Source organism: Bradyrhizobium mercantei (assembly GCF_001982635.1).
GTDB lineage: Bacteria > Pseudomonadota > Alphaproteobacteria > Rhizobiales > Xanthobacteraceae > Bradyrhizobium > Bradyrhizobium mercantei.
The window spans coordinates 413249-433767 of the sequence record NZ_MKFI01000006.1 but is presented as its reverse complement, the minus strand read 5'-3'; the positions used below and the strand labels follow the sequence as shown (position 1 = coordinate 433767).

The 20519-nt window shown below is 65.5% G+C and carries 17 protein-coding genes; 7 read left to right on the top strand and 10 right to left on the bottom strand.

Features of this window, described 5'->3' with window-relative positions:
* Positions 1-280 precede the first annotated feature (280 nt).
* Positions 281-1846 (top strand): serine hydrolase domain-containing protein, encoded by a 1566-nt coding sequence (locus BI327_RS28710; RefSeq protein ID WP_076864628.1) that lies wholly within the window; start codon positions 281-283, stop codon positions 1844-1846.
* A gap of 63 nt (positions 1847-1909) precedes the next feature.
* Here the strand turns inward: BI327_RS28710 and BI327_RS28705 are convergent, their stop codons facing one another.
* Positions 1910-2374 carry an Lrp/AsnC family transcriptional regulator gene (locus BI327_RS28705; protein ID WP_076864627.1) on the bottom strand — a complete coding sequence of 155 codons (465 nt, stop codon included), beginning with the start codon at positions 2372-2374 and terminating at the stop codon, positions 1910-1912.
* Positions 2375-2534: 160 nt separating this feature from the next.
* On the opposite strand from BI327_RS28705, the gene BI327_RS28700 reads away from it, so the two are divergent.
* Both BI327_RS28700 and BI327_RS28695 read left to right on the top strand, forming a co-directional pair.
* A complete protein-coding gene (locus BI327_RS28700; RefSeq protein ID WP_076864846.1) occupies positions 2535-3548 on the top strand; it encodes a 1-aminocyclopropane-1-carboxylate deaminase in 1014 nt (337 codons plus the stop codon).
* A gap of 330 nt (positions 3549-3878) precedes the next feature.
* The gene (locus tag BI327_RS28695) at positions 3879-4124 is read left to right on the top strand and encodes a hypothetical protein (protein WP_245334975.1); all 246 of its coding nucleotides are present in this window, start codon (positions 3879-3881) and stop codon (positions 4122-4124) included.
* Positions 4125-4427: 303 nt separating this feature from the next.
* On the opposite strand, the gene BI327_RS28690 is transcribed toward BI327_RS28695, so the two are convergent.
* The 4 genes from BI327_RS28690 to recQ form a co-directional block, all read right to left on the bottom strand.
* A complete protein-coding gene (locus BI327_RS28690) occupies positions 4428-5369 on the bottom strand; it encodes a metallophosphoesterase (protein WP_076864626.1) in 942 nt (313 codons plus the stop codon).
* Between the two features lie 82 nt (positions 5370-5451).
* Positions 5452-7200, bottom strand: a complete 1749-nt coding sequence (locus tag BI327_RS28685) for a flavin-containing monooxygenase (protein WP_076864625.1) — start codon at positions 7198-7200, stop codon at positions 5452-5454.
* 160 nt (positions 7201-7360) lie between these two features.
* Complete coding sequence (locus tag BI327_RS28680) at positions 7361-8584, bottom strand: MFS transporter (protein ID WP_076864624.1); 1224 nt, start codon at positions 8582-8584, stop codon at positions 7361-7363.
* Between the two features lie 74 nt (positions 8585-8658).
* On the bottom strand, positions 8659-10527 hold the full coding sequence (recQ, locus tag BI327_RS28675) for a DNA helicase RecQ (protein ID WP_076864623.1): 1869 nt from the start codon (positions 10525-10527) through the stop codon (positions 8659-8661).
* Positions 10528-10637: 110 nt separating this feature from the next.
* Here recQ and BI327_RS28670 point away from each other — a divergent pair, with 110 nt between their 5' ends.
* From BI327_RS28670 to BI327_RS28660, 3 genes are read left to right on the top strand one after another with little or no spacing between them, the layout of a single operon-like run.
* Positions 10638-11981, top strand: coding sequence for a cytochrome c (locus BI327_RS28670; protein ID WP_076864622.1), 1344 nt, complete (start codon positions 10638-10640; stop codon positions 11979-11981).
* Positions 11978-12469 carry a (2Fe-2S)-binding protein gene (locus BI327_RS28665; RefSeq protein ID WP_076864621.1) on the top strand — a complete coding sequence of 164 codons (492 nt, stop codon included), beginning with the start codon at positions 11978-11980 and terminating at the stop codon, positions 12467-12469. The genes BI327_RS28670 and BI327_RS28665 overlap by 4 nt, the downstream gene beginning before the upstream one ends.
* A complete protein-coding gene (locus BI327_RS28660; protein WP_076864620.1) occupies positions 12466-14691 on the top strand; it encodes a xanthine dehydrogenase family protein molybdopterin-binding subunit in 2226 nt (741 codons plus the stop codon). Before BI327_RS28665 ends, BI327_RS28660 begins: the two co-directional genes overlap by 4 nt.
* A gap of 7 nt (positions 14692-14698) precedes the next feature.
* On the opposite strand, the gene BI327_RS28655 is transcribed toward BI327_RS28660, so the two are convergent.
* Complete coding sequence (locus BI327_RS28655) at positions 14699-15919, bottom strand: DUF2235 domain-containing protein (protein WP_076864619.1); 1221 nt, start codon at positions 15917-15919, stop codon at positions 14699-14701.
* 323 nt (positions 15920-16242) lie between these two features.
* On the opposite strand from BI327_RS28655, the gene BI327_RS28650 reads away from it, so the two are divergent.
* Entirely contained in the window at positions 16243-16770 is a 528-nt protein-coding gene (locus BI327_RS28650) for a hypothetical protein (protein ID WP_245334965.1), read from the top strand.
* Positions 16771-16786: 16 nt separating this feature from the next.
* On the opposite strand, the gene BI327_RS28645 is transcribed toward BI327_RS28650, so the two are convergent.
* The 4 genes from BI327_RS28645 to BI327_RS28630 form a co-directional block, all read right to left on the bottom strand.
* The gene (locus BI327_RS28645; RefSeq protein WP_076864618.1) at positions 16787-18163 is read right to left on the bottom strand and encodes a vWA domain-containing protein; all 1377 of its coding nucleotides are present in this window, start codon (positions 18161-18163) and stop codon (positions 16787-16789) included.
* A 104-nt stretch (positions 18164-18267) separates the two neighbouring features.
* Positions 18268-19215, bottom strand: coding sequence for an AAA family ATPase (locus BI327_RS28640; protein WP_076864843.1), 948 nt, complete (start codon positions 19213-19215; stop codon positions 18268-18270).
* A 150-nt stretch (positions 19216-19365) separates the two neighbouring features.
* A complete protein-coding gene (locus tag BI327_RS28635) occupies positions 19366-19677 on the bottom strand; it encodes a hypothetical protein (protein WP_076864617.1) in 312 nt (103 codons plus the stop codon).
* A 166-nt stretch (positions 19678-19843) separates the two neighbouring features.
* Positions 19844-20476: an HAD-IA family hydrolase gene (locus tag BI327_RS28630; RefSeq protein ID WP_076864616.1), complete on the bottom strand. Its 633-nt coding sequence runs from the start codon at positions 20474-20476 to the stop codon at positions 19844-19846.
* Positions 20477-20519 lie beyond the last annotated feature (43 nt).

The window sequence follows — 20519 nt, the reverse complement described above, 5'->3', positions numbered from 1 at the left end:
TGCAACGGTCTGTACGGGGCGGCCTGGCTCTCCGCTGGACGCGAGGTTGGCTGCGGACAGCTTACGGCATCGCACGCCTCCCGGAAACACGCGCCCATCCACCCGGGCTGTGACGTTCTGCCACGAATTCGTGAGCCGTATCACACTTGGAATTGCCAATCGCCTGGCTCTCGCCGCGTCGGCATCCGATGTCCGCAAGTTGTGAAACAGGATCGCTGCCGCTCGTGATATATGCCTTGATATATGTCTTGCGCGAGTGGATCACTGGCAGGGGCGGAATATGCAGGCAGTTGGTCGCGTCGTCGGGCTTTCGTCACAGATCGGGGCTGCGGCGGTTGGCGCGCTCTTCCTGCTCACATGGGCTTATTCCGGTGCGGCCAATGCGCAAGCCGCCGAGCCGGTCTGGCCGACGGCTCAATGGGAAACCTCGACGCCGGAGCAGCAGGGCATGGATTCGGCTGTCCTGGCCAAGCTGGTGACCACCGGCACCACGCGCAGCTTCGACAGCCTGCTGGTGACGCGCCATGGCCGCGTCGTGCTCGACGTGAATTACGCGCCCTTCACCGCGGACATGCCGCACGCGATCAACTCCTCCACCAAGGCGATGGTCTCGACGCTGCTGGCGATCGCCTACAAGGATGGTCTGCTGGATCGTCTCGATCATCCGATGCTGGATTTCTTTTCCGATCGCAGCATCGCCAATATCGACGAGCGCAAGAAGGCCATCACGGTCCAGCACCTGCTCAACATGACGTCGGGCCTCGACTGGGACGAGGGGTTTGAAGGCGGCCGGGAGCAGTCGCTGCGCGACATGGGAAAGAGCGCGGACTGGGTCCAGTTCATTCTCGACCGCCCGATGGCGCATGCGCCGGGCGAGGTGTTCTATTACAACAGCGGTGGCTCGCATTTGTTGTCCGCGATCGTAAGCAAGGTCACCGGCAAGAGCACCGCCGACTATGCCCAGGAGCGGCTGTTCGGCCCGCTCGGCATCACGCAGCCGTTCTGGCGGCGCGATCCGCAAAGGCTTTCGATCGGCGGATTCGGGCTGATGATGCGGCCCCGCGACATGGCGAAGATCGGCTATCTCTATCTGCGCAACGGTGAGTGGGCGGGCAAGCAGTTGCTGCCGGCGGATTTCCTCGATGCCGTCAACCATGCCACCGTGAACATGAATGCCCGATTTGATCCGCGGCTGCGCTATGCCAACCAGTTCTGGACCATTCCGGACAAGCACATCTTTATGACGGTCGGCTATCATTGTCAGGTGATCATGGTCCTGCCGGAGCGCGATATCGTTGCGGTGATGACGGCGAGCAATTTCTGCCCATTCGGCAGGTTGGCCGACGAGATTTCCGGCGCCGTCAAATCCGACCAGGCCCTGCCGGCCGATCCGGCCGCGGCCGAGCAATTGGCAAAGGCGATCGCCGACGTCGCCACGGAGAAGCCGACCCAGGTTGGTGCGACGCCCGCGATCGCATCCACGATCTCGGGCCGGACCTACAAATTCCCCGACAACAACCTCGGCATCAAGACGCTGACGCTGTTCCTTGCCGATGAGAACCCGCGCTACGTCGTGGAGACCAACGCCGGCGATCCTGCACGGCGTCACTTCGACGGACCGATCGGTCTCGACGGCCTCTCACGCAAGAGCTCCCCCACCTTCCTCGGTATTCGCGCCGTCAAGGGCGCGTGGCAGGACGAGCGGACCCTTGTCGTCGATCTGCAATATGTCGGGCTCGGCGACGCCTGGACCTGGACGCTGACCTACGATGGCGACACGGTCGCGCTGCACGGCAAGGCGAGGGATGGGCGCGAGGGATCGGCGGAAGGCGCGGCGGGCGGCTAAAGCGATCCTTTCAGCATTGAAGAGATGCTGCGCGACGCGCGGCACTCGCTCGCCGGCGTCTCTTCAAAACTCCAGCGCCGCGTTGTCCACCACCTCCTTCATCACGAAGAAGGTGCGGGTCTGCCGCACGCCGGGCAGCGCGATCAGCTGGTCGCCATGGATGCGCTTGAAGTCGTCGACGTCGCCGGCGCGGATCTTGAGGAAATAGTCGAAGTCGCCGGCGACGAGGTGGCAGTCGAGCACGCATTTGAGTTTCGCCACCGCCTGCTCGAAGCTCGCAAAGCTCTCCGGCGTCGAGCGGTCGAGCACCACGCCGACCATGACCAGCGTGCCCTTGCCGAGCTTGCGCGGCGCCACCATGGCGCGGACACAGCTGACATAACCCTCGTCGAACAGCGCCTGGGTCCGCCGATGGCAGGTGGCGGGGCTGACGCCGACCTGATCGGCCAGCTCGGCATTACTGAGCCGGCCGTTCTTTTGCAGCAATCTCAACATCTTGAGGTCGATGCGGTCGAGCCGGGCGGACATGGAAGAATCTCTCACTATTATTCGATTTGGTGAGAGGAAATATATCATTTTGGCCAAATCCAGCAATCTTCGATAATTACGGGGCCCGAGTTAGAGAGCACCTTTCGCACCCGGGGTGATAGGTCTGGCCGCCGTTCAGGACACCAACGAGGACGCCGGCATGCTGGAAAAATTCGCGCGCTATCCGCTCACCTTCGGGCCGACCGCCATCGAGAAGCTCGATCGGCTGTCAAAGCATCTCGGCGGCAAGGTCGAGCTCTATGCCAAGCGCGAGGATTGCAATTCCGGGCTTGCCTATGGCGGCAACAAGCTGCGCAAGCTCGAATACATCATCCCCGACGCGATCGCCTCCAACGCCGACACGCTGGTCTCGATCGGCGGCGTGCAATCGAACCACACCCGCATGGTTGCAGCGGTCGCGGCCAAGATCGGCATGAAGTGCCGGCTGGTGCAGGAAAGCTGGGTGCCGCATGAGGACGCGGTCTACGACCGCGTCGGCAACATCCTGCTCTCGCGCGTGATGGGCGCCGACGTGCGCCTGGTCGACGAAGGTTTCGACATCGGCATCCGCAAGAGCTGGGAGCAGGCGATCGAGGAGGTCAAGGCTTCGGGCGGCAAGCCTTACGCGATTCCGGCCGGCGCCTCCGTGCACAAATTTGGCGGGCTCGGCTATGTCGGCTTCGCCGAAGAGGTACGCGCGCAGGAGCGTCAGCTCGGCGTCAAGTTCGACTACATCATCGTCTGCACGGTGACCGGCTCGACCCATGCCGGCATGCTGGTCGGTTTCGCTGCCGACGGGCGCGCGCGCAACGTGATCGGTATCGACGGTTCGTTCACGCCGGCGCAAACCAAGGCGCAGGTGCTGTCGATCGCGCAGAACACCGCTGAGCTGGTCGAGCTCGGCCGCGACATCGTCGAGGATGATGTCGTGTTGATCGAGGACTACGCCTATCCTGCCTACGGCGTGCCGTCGGAGGAGACCAAGGAGGCGATCCGCCTCAGCGCGCGGCTCGAGGGCATGATCACCGACCCCGTCTATGAGGGCAAATCGATGCAGGGCATGATCGATCTGGTGCAGAAGGGCTATTTCCCGGCCGGATCGAAGGTGCTCTACGCCCATCTCGGCGGCGCGCCGGCGCTCAACGGTTACGCCTACGCGTTCCGCAACGGGTAAGGCTGTTCCCGCTTCGTAGCCCGGATGAAGCGAAGCGAACTCCGGGCTACGCTGCTGCATACCTCCCTTTGAAAAGGGGAGGTCGCTTTGCTCGCCAGAGCCAAGCGGGTGGGGATCCGCTTTCGCCGCTTGCAGCATCGCCTGTGGCTTGACCCCCATCCCGACCTTCCCCCTTTCAGGGGGTAGGAGAAGACAACTCCCTCCCCGGGCAGGACCACCGGATCGAGCTGCGTGCCATCCGGGCTGCGTTCCATTTCCCGAGTAAGGTCAGCGTCAGGTTCTCCCGATATCCTGTCCCGGCCGGGAAAGTCGGGAGACCTTCGCGTGAGGATGATGAATGCGGCCGGCCGGGCCATCGCCGCGCTCGGCGTTGGCATCGTCGCCGTGGGGCACTGGTTCTGGACTTACCAGGGCCAGGGCGCTGTGCCGCGCGCCCGCCTGCTGGCGATGAATCACGCGGTCGAGCTCTACGCCGGCATCTTCCTGATCGGCGTCGGCGTGCATGCCCTCGCGTCCTGGTACTGGTTCAGCGATCCCAATCCGCCGACGCAATCCTCGGTCGGAGAGCCGCAGTAGCATCCGCCTTCGCGGCCGACCGCCGAGTGGCGTGATTCGCTGAAGCGTGAGACGCCGGAGATCGCCAAGGACGCGCGCGGCTACACGCTCCTGATCGTTTGCACGGTGAACGAACAAAGCGCGGGCGCGAAGAAGCCGGGAAATTGACACTCCCGCTACTCTCTCTCTCTTCGTCCTTACGGCAGAGCGATCGCGTATGGCGAACGTCCATATGATTTTACCGGCGAAAGTCCCGCCGGCTCCTTTGCATGGGGTTGTTTTCGATATTTTTGGTAATGCGCGCCTGCGACGGCAACTCACCCGCTATCCCGGCCGCCGCAGCGTATGCACCGTGATCTCGGCCGGGCAGTTCAGCCGCACCGGCGCGAGGCTGGTGCCGGCGCCGGTTGATGTGTAGCCGGCGAGCGTCTGGAAGCGCCAGGCGCCGTTGCCCATCCGGCGCGGCAGCCGTGCTTCCAGCTTGATCGCGATGCCGCCGGGCAGGCAGAGCTGGCCGCCATGGGTATGGCCGCTCAGCATCAGGTCGAAGCCGGCCGCGTCAGCCGCGCGATAGGATTCCGGCGTATGCGCCAGCAGGATCGCGAACGCGTCGCGCGGGATCGCCGCGGCAGCCTTCGCAATGTCGTCGGTGCGATAGAAATGCGCGTCGTCGATCCCGGCGAGATGGATCGTCGCGCCATCGCGCATGATCGGCTCCTGTTCGTTGAACAGCATCCTGATGCCCATCGCCTCCAGCGCCGGCGTCATGCGGATGCTGTCGTGATTGCCGAGGATGCCGTAGAGCGGCTGCTTGATCCGCGCGCAGACATCCCTCATCAGCGCGAGGCTGGTCTCGAACGGGCCGAACGTCCTGCCGCGATAATCGCCGGTCAGGACGCAGATGTCGCAGGCGAGGTAACGCACGATGTCGGCCAGATGCCGCATCGCGCCCTGGCTGATGTCGGCGTGGAGATCGCTGAGGTGAAGGATGGTGAAGCCGTCGAAAGCTGCCGGCAGCCGCGCCGACGTCACCAGATTGCGCCGCACCTCGACCCGGTCGGCATTGCGCCGCGCCCGGCCATAGAGGCCGGTCAGCTTGAGCGCGGTCGTGACGATCCCCGGCGCCAGGCGCCAGTTCTCGACATTGAACACCAGCGTGCCCTGGCCGATCAGCTGCCTCTCATGCGCGGCCTCGATGCCAAGCCGGCGCACGACATGGTCTGCGCCGATCCGTTCGACCAATCCCTGCAACGCCGTGTCGGTCATCGTCCCCCGTGCGGCCCGCGAGGCGAAACGCGGGCCAGCGTGACACTATCACGGGCGATCCAGTGCGGGATACCGCTGCGGCTCAGACCACAGGAACCCGCCTGGCAGCGACCGCGGCCGGCGAGATCACCTCGATGTCGAGCGGCACCTGCCAGCGCTCGGTGAAGCGCACCTGCGGCGGCGCGTTGCCGTTGCGCCCGCCCTGCAGCACGAAGCCGTCATAGCCGGAGTTCATCACCTCATTGCACTTCTGCACATAGATCGGGAAGCCGCCGATATAGGGCATGAACACACGGGGCCGGCCCGGGATGTTGGCGCCGACATACCAGGAGCTGCAGGTCGAGCGCAGCGAGACCGTGGAGACGTCGTTGACATGGGCGACCCAGGCGTCCTCGTCGTCGCGGACCGCCTCGATCGTGCCGGCACCGATGTCGCGCATGTGACTGATGCAATCCGCCAGCCAATCGACATGCTGCTCGATCGCCTGGATCATGCTCGCGAGCACCGATGGGCTGCCGGGCCCTGTGATCATGAACAGGTTCGGAAACCCTTCCGAGGCGAGGCCGAGATAGGCGCGCGGGCCGGCGCGCCATTTTTCGGCGAGCGTCTGCCCGCCGCGGCCGGTGATCGCGATCTTGTCGAACGAGCCGGTCATGGCGGCGAAGCCGGTGGCGGAGACGATCGCATCGAATCTGTATTCGGTGCCGCCGACCACGATGCCATCGGTGGTGAAGCGCTCGATCGGCGTCGTCGACACGTCGACCAGTTTCACATGCGGCAGATTGTAGGTTTCGAAATAATTGGTGTCGACGCAGAGCCGCTTGCAGCCGAACACGTTCTGCGGGCACAGCAGTTCTGCCGTCGCCGGATCCTTGACGATGCCGCGGATCTTCTCACGCGCGAAGTCGGCGATGGTGTCGTTGGCCGCCTTCTCGAACAAGAGGTCGCCGAACGCGCCGAGGAAAGGCAGGCCGCCGCGCTGCCAGGCCTCCTCATACAGCCGCTCGCGCTCGTCCTCGCTCGCCTGCAACGCAGGCTGGGCGTTGAACTGGAAATAGAAGCCGGTCGGGCGCGCGCGGGCCTTGGCACGCAGCTCCGGATAATGCGCCTTGGCTTCCTTGAGGTACTCGGCCGATAGCTGCTCGTTCCACGCCGGCACCGACCAGGTCGCGGTGCGCTGGAACACGGTGAGCTCGGAAGCCTGCTGCGCGATGATCGGGATCGACTGGATCGCCGACGAGCCGGTGCCGATCACGCCGACGCGCTGGCCGGTGAAGTCGACACCCTGATGCGGCCATTCGCCGGTGTGATAGATCGGCCCGCGGAAATCTTCCATGCCGGTGAAAGCCGGGCGGTTCGGCGCCGACAGGCAGCCGACCGCCATGATGCAGAATTTCGCGGTGACCTTGTCGCCGCGGTCGGTCTCGATCAGCCAGTTGCCTGCCTGCTCGTCGAAGGTCGCCGCGGTGACGCGGGTGTCGAACACGATCTGGCTGCGCAGATCGAAGCGATCGGCGACGTGATTGGCGTAGGCGAGAATTTCGGGCTGCGGAGAATATTTCTCCGACCAGCTCCAATCCTGATCGAGTTCCTCGGAGAACGAGAAGGAATATTGCAGGCTCTCGACGTCGCAGCGCGCGCCGGGATAGCGATTCCAGTACCAGGTGCCGCCGACACCGCCGCCGGCCTCATAGACCCGCGCGGTGAAGCCGAGCCCGCGCAGCCGATGCAGCATGTACATGCCGGCGAAGCCCGCACCGATCACCACGGCATCGAACGTTCCAGTTTCGGCAGGGCGCGCAGTTGTGCGCGCGGTGCTCTCCTGAGCCATGGCCCGTCTCTTCCCTATATCGTTGTCTTGTCCGCGCCTCGTTGGACGCATTGGGCAAAAGATTAGGGCGAGCGCGGTGCAGCCCGCAAGCACGTGCGTTGCCGGGCCGGGTATGGCTCCTATGCTGCGGCGCTGATCGCAGCGGTATTCGAGCGCGGGCTTATTCCAGCCGTTCCACCTTACGCAATGATGGGAACAATCTCATCCAGAGCAGCGCCACCGCAACCGTGCCGATGCCGCCGATCAGGGCGGCCGGCACCGTGCCGAACAGCGCGGCGGTGATGCCGCTTTCGAACTCGCCGAGCTGGTTGGAGGCGTTGACGAACAGATAGTTCACGGCGCCGACGCGGCCGCGCATCTCGTCCGGCGTCGCGAGCTGCACCAGCGAGACGCGGATCACGACGCTGATCGTGTCGGCAGCACCCATCGCCGCGAGCGCCAGCGTCGACAGCCAGATTTCCTTCGACAACGCGAACACGCAGGTCGCAACGCCGAACGCGATCACGCCCTGGAACATGCGAACGCCGATATGCTTGGTGATCGGATGCCGCGCCAGCACGGCGGTCATGACCAGCGCGCCGACCGCGGGAGCCGCGCGCATCACGCCGAGCGCCCAGGGGCCGGCTTGCAGGATGTCGCGCGCATAGATCGGCAGCAGCGCGCTGGCGCCGCCGAGCAGCACCGCGAACAGATCGAGCGAGATGGTGCCGAGGATCGCCGGATTGTCGCGGACGAATTTCACGCCGGCGAACAACTGACCGAGCGATGGCGGATCCGGCTCGGCCGCCGGCCGCTCCAGCCGGATCGCACCGGCGAGGAGGGCAGCGAGCAGCCAGAACGCCGTCATCACGGCATAGGGGACCACCGGAGAGATCGCGTAGGCGAAGCCGCCGATCGCGGGGCCGGCGACGACCGAGACCTGCCAGGCACCGGTCGACAGCGCGGTGGCGCGTTGCAGATGGCCTTCCGGCGCCACGGCCGGCAGCAGCGCCGAGGCGGCCGGATCGCCGAATGCGCTGGCGACACCGAACGCAACCAGCACCGTGAAGATCTCGGGCACCGTCAGGTCGCCGGCAAAACTGCGCCATCCGAGATAGCCGGCCCCGAGCCCCTGAATGATCTGGCAGACCTGCACGACGCGGCGGCGATCGTAGCGATCGGCGGCGTGGCCGGCGATGAACACCAGCAGCGCGCTGGGAATGAACTGCACCAGCCCGACCAGGCCGAGATAGACCGCACTGCCGGTCAGCGCATAGACCTGCCAGCCGATCGCAACGGTCGCGATCTGGTAGGCGAATTCGGAGAAGCCGCGCGACGCCACGAACAGCAATAGCGGCGGATGGCGGAACAGGTCGGCGGATGCGGCCTCAGGTTGTGCAGACATGCGTCACCGATGGCCGAGCGTGTGATCGCAGTCAATAGATGCAGTCTGGATGCACTTTAAAGTTGGCGTGATTCTCAGCCGTCGTTTGACTTGACGATGCGGATCAGCTCCTCGCCGTAATGCTCGAGCTTCTTGTCGCCGATCCCGGCGATGTTGCGCAGGTCGCTGAGCGTGTCCGGCCGCATCGCGGCGATGCCGTCGATGGTGGAATCGTGCAGCACGACATAGGCCGGCACGCCGCGTTGTCGCGCTACATCCGAACGCCAGGCGCGTAACGCCGCATGCAGTGCAGGGCTGGCGACGCCGCCCGGGCTGTCGGCTGCGGGCACAAGCTCGCCGCGGCGCGACTTGCTGCGCACCGCGCGGTTGCGCGCGCCTTCCGGCTGTTCGCGCAACATCACCGCGGTCTCGCCTTTCAGCACGCCGCGCGCGCTGTCCGTCAGCTTCAGCGCGCCAAAGGCGTCGCTGTCGGCGCGCAGGTGGCCCATCGCCACCAGCTGGCGCAGCACCGCGCGCCATTGCTTCTCATTGAGCTCGCGGCCGATGCCGAACACCGACAATTGGTCGTGGTTGAACTGCTTGACCCGCTCGGTCAGCCGCCCGACCAGGACGTCGATCAGGTGCATGGCGCCAAAGCGTTGCCCGGTGCGATAGACGCAGGACAAGAGCTTCTGCGCGAGCACCTTGCCGTCGCGGACCCGCGGCGGCGTCAGGCAGTTGTCGCAATTGCCGCAGCTTTCGTCGCTGCGGGTCTCGCCGAAATAGCCGAGCAGGCGCTGCCGCCGGCAATGCACCGTTTCAGCCAACGCCACCAGCGCATCGAGCTTGCCGATCGAGACGCGCTTGAAGGCGTCGGAGCCGGTCGATTCATCGATCATGCGGCGCTGCTGCACGATGTCGGAGAGGCCATAGGCCATCCACGCCGCCGACGGCTTGCCGTCGCGGCCGGCGCGGCCGGTCTCCTGGTAATAGGCCTCTATGCTCTTCGGCAGATCGAGATGCGCGACGAAGCGCACGTCGGGCTTGTCGATGCCCATGCCGAACGCGATCGTGGCGACGATCACGATGCCGTCCTCGTTGAGGAAGCGGTCCTGATGCCGGGCGCGCACGCTGGCGTCGAGGCCGGCATGATACGGCAACGCGGCAATGCCGGCCTCGCTGAGCGCCGCCGCGACGTCCTCGACCTTGGCGCGCGACAGGCAATAGACCACGCCGGCGTCGCCGGCATGCCGCTCCCTGATGAAGTTCTTCAGCTGCGTGGTGGCGTTCTGCTTGTCGACGATTTCGTAGCGGATGTTGGGGCGATCGAAGCTCGCGACGAACTCCGGCGCGTCGGTGAGTTGGAGCCGCTCGGCGATCTCCTTCCGTGTCAGCGCGTCAGCGGTCGCGGTCAGCGCGATGCGCGGCACCTTGGGGAAGCGCTCGGCGAGCGCCGACAGGCCGATATATTCCGGGCGGAAGTCGTGGCCCCATTGCGAGACGCAGTGCGCCTCGTCAATCGCAAACAGCGCGATCTGCGCCTGACTGAGCAGATTGAGGCAGCGCGGCGTCAGCAGCCGTTCCGGCGCGACGTAAAGCAGGTCGAGATCGCCGGCGAGCAGCCGCCGCTCGACCTCGGAGGCTTCGTCATAGGACAGCGTCGAATTCAGCACCGCGGCGTTGACGCCGGCCTCGGTGAGGCCCGCGACCTGGTCGCGCATCAATGCGATCAGCGGTGACACCACGATGCCGCAACCGTCGCGCAGCAGCGCCGGCAGCTGGTAGCACAGCGACTTGCCGCCGCCGGTCGGCATCAGCACCAGGCAATTGCCGCCATCGGTGACGTGGCGGATGATCTTTTCCTGCGCGCCGCGGAAGCCCGACAGGCCGAACACGGAACTGAGCACGGATCGCGCGTCGCGAGGCGGAGCGGATGCGCGATCGAGGGCGGGCTGGGCGGTCATGATCCCTTGATCGGTCCTGGGGTCAACAGGCGGTGATCGACGTCTTCTGGCCGAACGATACCGGAACGAAACGTGTTAATACACGTCCCAACAACAAACTCAATTCAGGCATGCCCGGTCAGCTGCGGATCATCACAGGCATTGCCGCGATCGTGCTGGTCGCGGGCGTGGCAGCAGGCTATGCGGTGGCCTGGCGGCCGCAGATTGCGGCCATTGCGCCGCCGCGGCCCGATACGTTCGACCCTGATATCGTCAAGCGCGGCCGCGATCTGGCTTCGATCGGCAATTGCAACACCTGCCACACCGTGCAGGGCGGCGCGAATTATGCCGGCGGGCTTCCGGTTCCCACCCCGTTCGGCACCATCTTCTCGTCGAACATCACGCCCGATGCCGAAACCGGCATCGGGGGCTGGCCGGAGGAGGCGTTTGTCCGTGCGATGCGCGCGGGCGTCAGCCGCGCCGGCCGGCATCTCTACCCGACCTTTCCCTACGACCATTTCACCAATGTCTCCGACGCGGACGACCGGGCGCTCTATGCGTTCCTGATGACGCGGCAGCCGGTGCACGCGTCGGCGCCGGCGAATCAGCTGTCGTTTCCGCTCAACTATCGACCGCTGATTGCCGGATGGAAGCTGCTGTATTTTCGCAGCGGCGACGTGCCTTCCGACGCAGCGAAGGGCGCCGAATGGAACCGCGGCGCCTATCTGGTCGAGGGGCTCGCGCATTGCGGTGCCTGCCACACCCCGCGCAACGCGCTCGGCGCCGAGCGGGTGAATGCGCAGTTCGCCGGCGGCGACGTCGATAATTGGCATGCCTACGCACTGAACGACACTTCGCGCGCCCCGGTGCGGTGGACCGCCGATGCGCTGTACGCCTATCTGCGCCACGGCTGGCATGCCGATCACGGCACCGCTCGCGGACCGATGGCTGAGGTGGTCGGCAATCTGGCCTCGGTGCCCGACAGCGACGTGCGCGCCATCGCCATGTACATGGCCGATATCTCGGGCGCGCCGGCGCCGGATCGCAAGCCGCCCGCCGATGCGGTGACGCCATCGACCTCGGCCGACGCAACGCAGCCCAACGCCGCAGGTGCCGCGATCTATGCCGCAGCCTGCGCAGCCTGCCATGAGGGTAACCGCGCGCTGCCCTATGGCGGCGTCAACCTCGCGCTCAGCACGGCGATCGCAAGCCCCGATCCGCGTAATCTTCTCAACATTGTGCTGTCGGGCGTCACCGCCGTCGACGGCGAGCGCAGCCCGATCATGCCGGGCTTCGCCGCCAGCATCGACGATGCGCAGATGGTTGCGCTGGCGAACTATTTGCGCGCCCGGTTCGGCAAGCGACCGGCGTGGAACGATCTCGACAAGGCCGTGCGCAACGCACGCACGGTGCAGGCTGCGTCGCTCGCGGTGCGCGACGCATCTACCGAATCCACACAGCGAGGCAAGCCATGACGACATTGAAGGTCAATGGCCGGGATCATCAGGTCGATGCCGATCCGGATACGCCGCTGCTCTACGTGCTGCGCAACGATGTCGCGCTCAACGCCGCCAAGTTCGGCTGCGGGCTCGGGCAATGCGGCTCCTGCACCGTGATCGTCGACGGCAAGGCGGTGCTGTCCTGCGTCACGCCGCTGCTGCTCGTCGAGGGCAAGCAGGTGACGACGCTGGAAGGGCTCGGCACCGTGGCCGCGCCGGCGCCGATCCAGCGCGCCTTCATGGAGGAGCAGGCCGCCCAGTGCGGTTACTGCATCGCCGGGATGATGATGCGCGCGCAGGCGCTCTTGATGCGCAACCCGAAGCCATCGGATGCGCAAATCCGCGCCGAGCTGGAGCCGCATCTCTGCCGCTGCGGCACCCATATGCGCATCCTCCGCGCGGTGCATCGTGCCGCCCGGCTGATGGATACCGCCGATGCCGCAAGCGACAGGAGCGTCCGATGACCGCGCCGGTGGTTCTCGATCGCCGCAGCGTGCTGGCCGGTGGCGGCGCGCTGATCGTGAGCTTCTCGCTGCGTCACGCAGTGGCGCAGGAGCGGAAGGCCTCGCAAGGACCGGAGCTGCCGGGCAGCCTCGCGAAAACGCCCAATCTGGATTCCTGGATCCGGATCGATGCCGACGGCCAGATCACGGCCTTTACGGGCAAGGCCGAACTCGGCCAGGGATTCCGGACCGCGTTCCAGCAGATCGCGGCCGAGCAGCTCGATATTCCCTTCGATGCGCTGAAGGTGATCACCGCCGATACCAAGCTCACGGCGAACGAGGGTTACACCTCCGGCAGCCATTCGATGCAGGACAGCGGCACCGCGATCCTGCACGCCGCGGCGCAGGCGCGCGCGCTGCTGGTGGCGGAGGCAGCGAAGCGCTTCGCCTTGCCGCCTGACGAGTTGCGGACCGAGAATGCGGCCGTCGTCGCGCCCGATGGCCGGCGCCTGACCTATGGCGAGCTCGTCGCTTCGGATGTGCTGCATGTCCAGGCGCAGCCGACATCGAACCTGAAGGATCCGGCGAGCTTCAAGGTGATGGGCCAGCCGGTCCCGCGCGTCGACATTCCGGCCAAGGTCACCGGCGGCGCGGCCTATGTGCAGGACATGCGGTTGCCCGGCATGGTGCATGCGCGCGTGGTGCGCCCGCCGAGCTATGGCGCGCAGCTTGCGGAATGCGATACGGCGGCGATCGAGAAAATGCCCGGCGTGATCGGAATCGTGCGCGACGGCAATTTCCTCGCCGTGGTCGCCGAGAAGGAATTCGGGGCGGTCAAGGCCATGCACGCGCTGGCCGCCGCGGCAAAGTGGCGGGAGAGTGCGAAACTGCCGAACCAGCACGATCTCGCAAGCGTGCTGACCGCGCTGCCGTCGCAGGATTTTGCGATCTTCCAGCGCAGTGATCCCACGGTGAGCGGCGCACGATCGCTCGAAGCCACCTATACGCGGCCCTACCAGTCGCACGGCTCGATCGGGCCGTCCTGCGCGGTCGCGCAGTTCGTCGATGGCGCAATGACGGTGTGGACGCACACCCAAGGTGTCTATCCGGACCGGCAGTCGATCGCCGAGATGCTCGGCATGCCGCAAGCGAGCGTCCGCCTGATCCATGTCGAAGGCTCCGGCTGCTACGGCCATAACGGCGCCGACGATGCTGCGGCCGACGCGGCGCTGATTGCCCGTGCGCTTCCCGGGCGACCGGTCCGGGTGCAGTGGATGCGCGAGCAGGAGCACGGCTGGGAGCCCTATGGTCCCGCCATGGTGACCAGGCTGAGCGCGTCACTGGACGGCAATGGCAAGATCGCCGACTGGAATTTTGCGGTGTGGAGCAACACCCATTCGATGCGGCCGGGCGGCGCCGGCTCGCTGCTCGCGGCCCAGCACATTGCGCGGTCGTTCGCGGTGCCCGCGCCAAAGCCGTTGCCGCTGCCGGAGGGCGGCGGCGATCGCAACGCGATCCCGATCTACAATTTCCCGAACGCGCATGTGATGCATCACTTCATCCCTGCGATGCCGCTGCGGATTTCCGCGATGCGCGCGCTCGGCGCCTATCACAACGTGTTCTCGATCGAGAGCTTCATGGATGAACTGGCGGATCTCGCCGGCGACGATCCGGTCGCGTTTCGCCTCAAACATCTCGACGATGTGCGCGGCCGCGCGGTGGTCGAGAAGGCTGCGCAGGAATTCGGCTGGACGCGCGGGCAAAAGCCGCCGCAGAATCGCGGCTACGGCTTTGCGTTCGCGCGCTACAAGAACCTCGCCGCCTATTGCGCCATAGCGTCCGAGGTGGAGGTCGATCGCGAGACCGGCCGGGCCCGGCTGGTGCGCGCGGTCGCCGCCGTCGATGCCGGCCAGGTCGTCAATCCCGATGGCATCACCAACCAGATCGAGGGCGCGATCGTGCAGTCGACCAGCTGGACGCTGTATGAAAGCGTCTCGTTCGATGATGTGAGGATCACCAGCATCGACTGGCAGACCTATCCGATCCTGCGCTTCAATGCGGTGCCCGACAGCATCGCCGTCCATATCATCAACCGCCCGGGCCAGCCGTTCCTCGGCAGCGGCGAGACCGGGCAGGGCCCGGCCGCGGCGTCGCTTGCCAATGCCATCGCGCGCGCAACCGGCAAACGGCTGCGCAACCTGCCGCTCAGCCGCAAGCGGATCAAGGACGCGATCGACGCGTAAATCTCTATCAGACCGTCGGCGCGGGCGGTGCCGGAGGTGTCGGCATCGGCTCGACGTTGTAGGTCTTCGGCATGTTGATCGGCTTGTAGCTCGAATCCTTCTCCATCCGCTCCATCACTGAGGCATGGATGGTCGCGCCGTCCGGGATGGGCCGCGGCTCGCCGCGCGGCAGGTAGAAGCCGAGGAAGGATTTTCGCTCCGGCCATTCCTTCCATCTGTCGCTCTTCGGAATCCATTCCAGGATTTCCCAGGCGGCGGTCAGCGAATTGTGCAGCGGCGCCGTCGCACTCGGCGGCACATATTCATGCTTGTGCGGTGGCAACGGCATTCCCCAGGCGAGATGGTCGATCAGCGCCTGGTCCACTTGCAATCCAGCGGCCTTGGCCTGCTCGAGCATCCAGATCAGCGGAAACTTCGACGGCCCGCTCTGGTCCTCCGGATAGCCGCCGCCGATGTCGGAATGCACACCGGCGAACCAGACCTGGCGGATGTCCTGGTCGACGGCGGTCGACGGATCGAACGGATCGGAGCGGAATTTCTGCGGCTCGATCCAGCGGTTGAGGCGGAACATGCGCCTGCGCTCGTCGATCGAGATCGCCTGGCGGAAGCGCCTGACGCTGGAATTGGTGCGGGTGAACAGCAGCGTCTGCAGGTCGAACAGGAAATTGTCCTGCCGCGGCACGATGATCGAGGCCACGGTGTCCCAGACCCCGACGAACGCGATGTCGATGTTGCGGCCGCCGGCGATCTGGCTGAAATGCCAGGCTTCCTTCAGCGGCGCGTCGTCGAACGTGCCGTCGGATTTCTGGGCATCAGCGCTCGCCTTCTTGTAGGTCGAGAACGCGTAGCCGGCGAGGTCGAGCTGGTCGACCGGCAACAGGCCGATCACATGGACGAAGGCCGCCAGCACGCGCACGGTGTAGGCGCCGCGGCTGAAGCCGAACATCCAGACCCGGTCGCCCGGCTCCCAGAGCCGACACAGAAACCGGTAGGCGTCGAGCGTGTCCTTGTCGAGACCGGCGCCGAAGGCGAGGCCAAACAGGCCTCGTACCTCCTGCTTGAAGCGGCCCCAGCTGTTCTGCAGGCCGATGGTGCCGAGGCCCGGATGATAGTAGATGCGCTGCCGGTCATCCTTGTCGGCGACGCGAAACAGCTTCAACACGTTGGAAATATTGGCGCCGATCTCGTTGCCGGTACCGTCGCACAGAATCACAATATCCTTCGGCATCCGTTGCCCCTGCGGTCGCCGTGAAAATTCGTCGCCTCTATGTACGGCAGAACACGGGGGCGATTCAATCTCCAATTGAAGACGGTTCTGTGTACGCGGTATGAACGCCGGCCGTGCAGAGCAGCAGGTGCATGCGGCCTGGATAAGTGCTGGGGAGCGATCCCAGAATTCAATTGCCGCGGTTTGGAAAAGGTGGGAATCTGCTCGCCAATCATTGCTGTGTTGCGTTGCTATCTTTCCCTTTCGGGGATTTCACCGGTGCGCGCGATCATCATGCCTGCGGGTTTCCGCGGCCGCCTCAGATTGGACAGGAACGGATCGGCATGAGCCATCAAGCTCTCGTGACGATTATTCTCGCGGGACTGGTGGTGGGTGCGTTCGGACTGTTCCGGTGGGTCGGCAGCTATTCGGATCGGGTCTTTGCCAGCCGATTCCGCACCCGCTTTCCGGAGAAGACGCTGAGCTATAGCGGCGAGCAGTTCGGTGAGCTGGTGCAGTCCGATCTTCGGATGAAGTATGTCTTCCCGATCCTGTTCCCGCTCGATCTCATCGTCATGCTGGCGCTGGCGGGGGCGATGGGTGCGGCGTCATCGCATTGGCTCAACCAGATCTATCCGTCCGCGGCGTGGCTCGGCCTCGTCGTGCCGGCGGTGTATCTGCTCAGCGACCTGATCGAGGATTGCCTGCTGGGATGGCTGCTGTTGCGTGGCGATCCGCTTGCGGCGGCGCGATCCGTCTCGATCCTGAAGGCGATCACGACGATCAAGCTGGTCAGCGTCTCCGCATCGATTGCGCTGACATTGATCGCGCTCGCCGGATGGCTGGTCCACAGCGAATCGCTCGCGATCTAGACCCCTGCCGGGTAGTCTATTGATACGTCGCCACGATGTCGGAGACCGCGCGCTCGAGCTGCTGGGCGGTCGCGCATTGCCGCACCACGGTGCAGAAGGTCGCGTAGCGCGGCATCTCGGAATCGCCGAAGCCCCAGACCATACGGCCTTCGGGGTTGAGCCACACCAGCCGCTTGGAACGCTCGCCGATGCGGCGCAGGATGTCGGCGCGCGGATCGAGATTGTTGCTGCGGGCGTCGCCGAGCACGATCACCGTGGTCTGCGGCGTGATCGCGCTCATCCAATTGTCCTCGAAATCGGCGAAGGAATTGCCGTAGTCGGAGGAGCCGAAGCCGACCTTGGACATGATCTCCTTCATCGCCTCTTCCGGCGAGTTCGATTCCAGGATGTCGCTGACCTCGATCAGATGGCCCGAGAAGGCGAAGGAGCGGACGTCGTCGACGACCTCGTGCAGGCTGTGGATCAGGAGCAGGAAGAAGTCCGAGACGCGGGCGACCGAACCCGAGACGTCGCACAGCGCCACGATCTTCGGCCGGTCGCGGTGCTTGCGCTTCCAGGCGGTGAGGAACGGCACGCCGCCCCAGGCCGCGTTGCGGCGCAGCGTGCGGCGGACGTCGAGATGGCCGCGGCGCTGGCGCTTGCGCGGCTTGGAATAGCGCTCGCGCAGCCGCCGCGCGATCTGGCGGATCAGCGCGCGCATCTGCTCGACCTGCCGCGGCTCGATCCGCGCCAGCGGTGCGTTGCGCAGGATCTCGTTGCGTAAATTCTCCGCTTCCTCGCGGCCGTAGAGCAGCAGCGCCTGCGAGACCGCGTCGCGAACGGTGCCGCGCAGGCCGTTGAGCGCCTCCTGCAGCCGCTCGGCAAGCGCCGGATTGCGCGTGGTCTGCTCGTCGATATCGTCGCGCAGCCGCTGGATGCCCATCGCGTCGAGGATACGGGTCTGGAAGATGCCGCGCTGGGTGAAGTAGCGGATGTCCGGCAGCGAGGCGGCGCCGGAGGCGTTCGCGATCGCCGTCGAAATCGCCGAGCGATCCTGCGACAGCAGCATCTGCCCCAGCGGCCCGATATTCTCGTTGGCGGCGCCGCCTGCGGTGTCGCCGTGCTCATCGGCCGACGGGTTGGCGCCGGATTCGCTATCGTCGTCGCTCTTGTTCTGCTCGGCGCTCTCCTGCTGCGGCTCGGGCTGGCTGAAGAACAGGTCGAAGCATTCGCCGAGCGCGCGCTTCTCGTCCTGGGTCTTGGCAAGCGTCAGCAGGAAGGTGTCACGCAGCACATCGCGATCGGCAAAACCGACCTGCGCGACCGCCCGCATCGCGTCGATGCTTTCGGCGGGCGAGACCCGGACCCCGGCTCCCCGCGCCGCACGAAAGAAGCGATGCAGGTTCTCGCGCATGTTCTAAAGCGCGATGAGATTGGATTGAATTGTCATCGCGCTTTCGCTCCCTCTTTGAGCATGATCTTTTCGGAAAACCGCTTCACACTTTTCCGGATCATGCTCTAGCTAAAAACGCCCTGGCGCGACGCCTTGGCGATGAAGGACGAGATCTGCGGCGTCGCGGCCTCGATGTCGGCCTCGTATTTCAGCAGCACGTTGAGCGTGTCCTTGACGATCTCGTGGTCGAGCTCGTTGGCTTGCAGCAGCACCAGCACGCGCGCCCAGTCGATCGCCTCGCTGACCGAGGGCAGCTTCTTCAGATCCAGCGAGCGGATCTCGTGGATGAAGCCGACCATCTGCTTGCGCAGGTTCTGCGAGATGCCGGGCACCCGGCTCTCGACGATGCGCTCCTCCAGCTTCTGCTCGGGGAAGCCGATATGCAGATGCAGGCAGCGCCGCTTCAGGGCATCGCCGAGGTCGCGCTCGCTGTTCGAGGTCAGGATCACGGTCGGCGGCGCCACCGCGGAGACGGTGCCGAGCTCGGGGATCGTGACCTGGAAGTCGGAGAGGATCTCCAAGAGCAGCGATTCGAATTCGGCGTCCGACTTGTCGATCTCGTCGATCAAGAGCACGCAGCCCGCGGGCTGCTCCAGCGCCTGCAACAGCGGCCGCGGCTCGACGAACTCCTTGGAGAAGAACACGTCGCCGAAGGTGTGCAGCTGGTCGAGCGCGGCGGCCAGCGTCTGCGCGCCGCCGAGCACCTCGCCGAGCTTGTCCTTCAGGATCTGGGTGTAGAGCAGCTGCTTGGCGTATTTCCACTCATACAGCGCCTTGGCCTCGTCGAGGCCCTCGTAGCATTGCAGGCGGATCATCTTCATGCCGCGCCAGGCGGCGATCGCCTTCGCCAGCTCGGTCTTGCCGACGCCGGCGGGGCCTTCGACCAGGATCGGCTTCTCGATCTGCTGCGACAGATAGACCGCGGTCGCGATCTGCCGGCTCGCAATATAGCCCTGTGCGGCGAGGCCGCTCTCCACGGCCTCGATCGAGGCGGTGGGCCTGGTGTCAGCCACGAGGATCAGCTCCGAATTTGCCTTGAACTCGGACCTGTTCTGCGCCCGTTGCGGGCAAAGCACAAGGCTCGTTTGGCCCGCAAGGGCATGGGGTTAGCGCATGGTTCCGGGGTATTCCGCCGAGCGCAATACCCCGGAAGCCACCCGTCGCTAGCCCGCGCAGCTCTTCACGAATTCCTTGCGCTGCGGGCCGACGATCTTCTGATCGATCGCCTGCTTCAGGCAGTCGAGATGCGCCTGCGCCATGCAGAGCTGCATCTGGTCGTGCCGGTCCTGACCCTTCAGAGCCTTCGCCGCGCTCTGGCATGCCGCGCGTTTCGCACCGGGTACCGGCGCCGCGGCCGAGCTGCTCTCTTGCGCGGGAGCTGCCGCCGGCGCGGGAGCTGGCGTTGATTGCGCGAGCGCTGCGGCCGAGACCAGCAGCGAGCCGGCCGAGACAAGGGCGACGACGAGACGTTTCATGGATGTGCCTCCGCAAGCATGCGCCGCAACGTGGAGCGGTTTCCGGGCGGTCATGCTCAGACCAGAACGGGATCACGATGCGATTTGAGGATCGCCCGTGATCCAGGGGAGGCCGACAATTAGAAGCCGGCGCCTGAATGCGGCGTGAATAGGCGCGGTATCAGCTTCACCTCAGCGTGAGGCCGGTCGCCGCCTCGAGCTCGGAGATCGCCTGTGCGGCATTCGCGACCTTGATCGTGGTCATGCCCATCTCGCGCGCCGGCTTCAGATTGACGCCGAGATCGTCGAGATAGACGCAGTTGTTCGGGTTCACCTGCAACGTCTCCACCATCATCCGGTAGATGCGCGGATCGGGCTTGCGCAGGCCGATCTTGGCGGACTCGATGACGTGATCGAACAGCGCCATCACCTCGGCGACATAAAGCGTGCGTCCGCTATGGCTGCCGATTGCGTTCGACGGCAGGTTGTTGGTGATGCAGCCGGTCTTGAACTTCGCCTCGATGCGCTTCAGCGCCTCGACCATTTCCGGCCGCAGGTCGCCGGAGAGCAGCGGCAGCACGTCCTTGCCGCGCACCTCGGCGCCGAGCGCCTTCGATTCCGTGGCGAACAGCGCGTCGAACGCGTCGATGCCGATCTCGGCGCGCTCGAACTTGGCCCAGGCGTTTTCGAGATGGTTGGCAGCGTTGGTGCGGCGGATGATGTCGATCGGCAGGCCACGCTCGGTCTCATAGCGTGCGAATGCCTCGAACGGCGAGGTGGTCAAGACGCCGCCGAAATCCCAGATCACTGCCTCGATCATCGATGTCCTGCCCGTTGCAAAGCGGCGGCTTCGCCTCGGGTCT